The sequence below is a fragment of the Poseidonibacter antarcticus genome, assembly GCF_003667345.1.
Classification (GTDB): domain Bacteria; phylum Campylobacterota; class Campylobacteria; order Campylobacterales; family Arcobacteraceae; genus Poseidonibacter; species Poseidonibacter antarcticus.
Genome location: NZ_RCWF01000035.1, coordinates 1 through 3,093, shown reverse-complemented (window position 1 = coordinate 3,093; position 3,093 = coordinate 1). Strand labels below are relative to the sequence as shown.

Sequence of the window (3,093 nt, the reverse complement as noted above, 5' to 3'; positions counted from 1 at the left end):
ATTTTTCAAGGAAATATTAGATTTAAGTTTATATTAATGTTCATGTCCGATTTGACCAAATTGTTTAAACTTACTCATTTTACAGCGAATGATACTTCCTATATTTTGAAAACTCCAAAACTTGATAAAGAGGATAATCTAGAGTCCATCGCAAAGTACTTTCCAAATAATGAATATATTCCCGTTATTGATTTACTGCGTGCTGTGAATGAAGAAGTAGATTTTCTTTCATCATTTCAACATTATAATCAAGGCAAGTCAAACATAAATCATAATATTTTAGTTGCTGCACTGCTTGGTTATGGGTGCAATCTTTCATTACCTAAAATGGGAAAAATCTCAAAAGGTATCAATGAAAATCAACTTGATACTATCAAAATATGGTATATGAGTGTCGAAAATACTATTGAAGCGAATGACAAAATTATTGCATTTATGGATACACTTGATATTGTGAAATTATTAAGAGCTAATCAAGATATAAATCACACTTCAAGTGACGGTCAGAAATATAATATCTCTTCATCAATTCATTCGACAAATGCAGGATATTCATTTAAATATTTTGGAACAGATGAAGGTGTTATTGTATATGTTTTTATTGATGAATCCCATAGACTTTTTCATTCTCAAGTTATCAATGTCAGTGAGAGGGAAAGTGGCTATGTAATTGATGGATTACTGCATAATGAGGCTGTAAAAAGTGATATTCACTCCACAGATACTTATGGATTTAGTTCAGTTGTTTTTGCTTTAACACATCTTTTTGGGTTTGGATTTGCACCAAGAATTAAAAATTTCAAAAAACAGCAATTATATGGTTTTAACTCTCCAAAATTTTATAAAGAACTTAGCTATAAATTAATCCCTAAAAGAAAAATCAAAGAAGAAGTTATCAAAGAAAGCTGGAATGATATTCTCAGATTTATTATTACAATTAAAGAGAGAAAAACTACGGCAACACAGTTACTTAAAAGACTAACATCCTATTCAAAATATCATAAGTTATATACTGCTTTAAAAGAGTTTGGTAACTTAATGAAAACAGACTTCTTACTTAATTATATTGATGATGTAACGCTTCGCCAAAGAATCGAAAAACAACTCAACAAAGTAGAATCATCAAATAAATTCTCAAAAGCAGTTTTTTTTGGAAATAGTTCTGAATTTATAGTTGCTACAGTAGAGGAACAGAACATTGCGAACAACTCCAAAAGACTTATCCAGAATGCAATAATACTTTGGAACTATATGTATATTACAAAGAAATTACAACAAGCCCCGACTCAAAAAGAAAAAGATGAGATATTAGATGCTCTCAAAAATAGTTCATTTGTTCATTGTCGATGATATATGGGATCTAACAATTTCATATATCTAAATTTAAGCTAGATTTAAAGGGTATTGCCGATAAAAAGGAAATATGGATTTACACCCTATTTTCATGTGAGCCGTTTAAAATTCATGAATAATAGCAACTTTTACTAACATTTAAAACTTTACACATCAAATATATAGGGAAGTTCATACGATTCTTTTTTATCCACGCGTATCTTACAGAACTTCTTTCTCAAAGTACGCTGTTGCCTTTTTTAGAATATCTCGTTCTTGCTTTACAGTTGCAAGTTCTTTTTTTACTCTTTTAAGTTCATCTTCTAAACTCTCTTTTCTTGTTGGTTCTTGAAAATGTTTTCTAGTTCTTGTTGGAATATTATTTGCTTTTTTATATGTATTAATCCACGCATATAGTGTTTTTAGATTTAAATCTTGAAAAGGGCAGAAAATGGGGCTTCGTTAATAAAGTTCTCATTTTAGTACAAGATAAAATCTTTGATTATATAGTAATTAACTTTGTCTCGCTATGAAATAAGATTCATTTAAATTTGAAAAGGGCATAAATATGTTGCACCTTTTCTATTGACCGAACTAAAGTATCTAATCTATACGTATATGAAGATTCAAAGTTTATTCTATTTTTTCTATCTGTAATGGAATAATCTCTACCTAGACCTAAAACAGATGATAAAAAAGATTTACTAATATCAAACCTTATATTTTTTATGTGCTTTCTTTTATTTGGAATATTACTTTCTGCATATTCTCTAATTGTTGAAAATCTCTTCATCTAATATTAATGATATTTTAGGAATTATTGATACTTTTGCTAATTCATAAGTAATCTCACTAAAATCATCATTTATTTCAGGTTGTTTATACTCATAGGTTGCTTTATTTTGAACTTCATTAAGCATTTTAAGAGTAAATCTAATTCTTGATGCACTCTTAACACCTGTCATTTTTATAAATTGTTCAAATCTTCTTATGGCTAAAAGTATATCTAATAAAACTTAGGTGTAAGTATTTTTTGTAGTGTTTTGCATTAGGTGTAAGTATTTTTTGCAGTGTTTTGCATTAGGTGTAAGTATTTTTTGTAGTGTTTTGCATTAGGTGTAAGTATTTTTTGTAGTGTTTTGCATTAGGTGTAAGTATTTTTTGCAGTGTTTTGCATTAAGTGTAAGTATTTTTTGTAGTGTTTTAATTGCTATTTTTATAAGAAACCTCGATATTGTAGGGTTTTAGGCAAATTCGTATAAATAGCTGCTCTTTTATAGGCAACAACAAACCTATCACCTTGCCATCATAACAACAAACCTATCACTACTCAACAACAAACCTATCACCTTATTATTATAACTTCCTATAGGATGGCACTTGAAGTACTCTACTATATAGTATAACTGTAATAAATTGTTATAAAGTTAGATTAGTAATAGAATAATGCAATTTCTAAACAGCATTAGCAAACTCTTCTAAAAAGTATTTAAAAGTTTTATACCTTTTCTCTCTCTTTAATATCCTAGGGTCGCATATAGAGATAAAACATTTATCTTCTGATGTTCTAACACCTCTTCCTAATGGAGAGGTAACATAAATTCATACTAGGAATTAAAAGATTCAGAGATGAAAAAAACATAAACCACTTTATAAAAAAAACCTTCCCCTATACCTACCCTAAAATCATTTTCTAGATACAAACATAAATCATTTAAAATAAAAATCAATCCTCGTACAAATATAGAGCAGTTTTTTTAA

General features: G+C 28.3%; 3 protein-coding genes. 1 reads left to right on the top strand and 2 read right to left on the bottom strand.

What is annotated here, in order from left to right; all coding sequences use genetic code 11:
- The first annotated feature begins 105 nt into the window (after nucleotides 1-105).
- Complete coding sequence (locus D9T19_RS14360; protein ID WP_228198021.1) at nucleotides 106-1,350, top strand: Tn3 family transposase; 1,245 nt, start codon at nucleotides 106-108, stop codon at nucleotides 1,348-1,350.
- Nucleotides 1,351-1,873: 523 nt separating this feature from the next.
- Here D9T19_RS14360 and D9T19_RS14355 read toward each other — a convergent pair.
- Nucleotides 1,874-2,125 (bottom strand): hypothetical protein, encoded by a 252-nt coding sequence (locus tag D9T19_RS14355; protein WP_121628933.1) that lies wholly within the window; start codon nucleotides 2,123-2,125, stop codon nucleotides 1,874-1,876.
- Nucleotides 2,103-2,297 carry a hypothetical protein gene (locus tag D9T19_RS14350; RefSeq protein WP_121628932.1) on the bottom strand — a complete coding sequence of 65 codons (195 nt, stop codon included), beginning with the start codon at nucleotides 2,295-2,297 and terminating at the stop codon, nucleotides 2,103-2,105. Before D9T19_RS14350 ends, D9T19_RS14355 begins: the two co-directional genes overlap by 23 nt.
- Nucleotides 2,298-3,093 lie beyond the last annotated feature (796 nt).